The organism is Oscillibacter sp. CU971 (assembly GCF_905219725.1).
Taxonomy (GTDB): Bacteria; Bacillota; Clostridia; order Oscillospirales; family Oscillospiraceae; genus Oscillibacter.
On sequence record NZ_CAJMXG010000469.1, the window covers coordinates 1 to 1,451 of the forward strand.

The 1,451-nt window shown below is 53.1% G+C and carries 1 protein-coding gene and 1 pseudogene; both read left to right on the top strand.

Translation table 11 applies throughout. The annotated features are described in order from the left end of the window. Nucleotides 1-277, top strand: a pseudogene (locus JX325_RS16645) (hypothetical protein); the annotation flags it as partial. Between the two features lie 5 nt (nucleotides 278-282). Next, a partial coding sequence (locus JX325_RS18350; protein WP_243414154.1) for a phage tail tip lysozyme occupies nucleotides 283-1,451 on the top strand: 1,169 nt, incomplete at its 3' end.

The window sequence follows — 1,451 nt, forward strand, 5'->3', positions numbered from 1 at the left end:
CGATATTAACGATTCCATGACTGCCACCACTTTCCACAATATAAGGAAACGCGGCGGCCAGCAGGAAACGATTACAGCGGAAATCATTTACTACTGGATGACTTGCTATAACATCCCGTTTGAGTGTCAGAAGTGGCATTTGAACCGCCTTTTGACCCTCATCAATGTCTGCAATGTCAAGAGTCAGAAGCCGGAGAAGGTTTCCCCGGCTGAATTGCGTGCGCAGCATCGAGCCATCAATGCCGCAAACAGGAAAAAGTTTAATACGAGAGGGTGAAGAGTATGTCTGAGAAGCAGATATGGGACTACCTGAAAGCCCAGGGGATGAGCGATGCCGGCACAGCCGGTGTTATGGGCAACATGTACGCTGAGAGTGGGCTCCGCCCGAACAATCTCCAGAACAGCTACGAGGGTCACCTCGGTATGGCGGATGCTGAGTATACCGAGGTGGTGGACCGCGGCACCTATACCAATTTTGCCGGGGACAAGGCCGGTTACGGTCTGTGTCAGTGGACGTATTCCACCCGTAAGGCGGCACTTCTGTCCTACGCTAAGAACTTGGGTAAATCTATTGGGGATTTGGAGATGCAGCTCGGTTTTTTGATGCAGGAGCTTACCACGGGCTACAAATCCCTGCTGGCTCTGCTGAAAACTACTGCTACGGTGCAGGAGGCATCCGATGCCTTCTTGCTCCAGTTTGAGCGCCCTGCCGACCAGAGTGAAGCTCGAAAAAAGCAACGGGCCGGATATGGGCAAAAGTATTTCGACAAGTATGCGCAGAAAGGAAGTGCTGCTATGGGCTTTACGAACAGCCCCCTTACGACCGTTACGATGATTTCCCCTAATAAGACGGTCAACCGAAACCATGCTATCGACACCATCACCATCCACTGTTTTGTCGGTCAGGTAACGGCGAAGCGTGGATGTGAGGTGTTCCAGCCCACCAGTAAGAAAGCCTCTTGTAACTATGTGGTGGGCAAGGATGGCGACATCGGTCTGTGCGTAGAGGAGAAGGACCGGAGCTGGTGTACTGGCGGTACGATGAAGGTCAACGGCATTTCCGGTTCGTCCAACGACTACCAGGCCGTGACCATTGAGGTAGCCAGCGATACCAAGCATCCCTATGCCATTACGGACAAAGCCATGGCCGCTCTGATCGAACTCTGCGCCGATATCTGCCGCCGGAATGGCATTAAGGCTCTGCTGTGGAAGGGAGATAAAACGCTGGTTGGTCAGCCCTCCAAACAGAATATGACAGTACATCGCTGGTTTGCAGCGAAAGCCTGCCCTGGCGATTACATCTATGAGCGTCTGCCTGAGATTGCGGCGAAAGTGAACGCCAGACTGGGCGTTTCTCCGTCTGACGCTGCGAATACTGCCCCGGTGAGCGCTGTCCCATATAAGGTCCGTATCACTGCTACCGATCTGCATATCCGTAAAGGTCCCAGCTC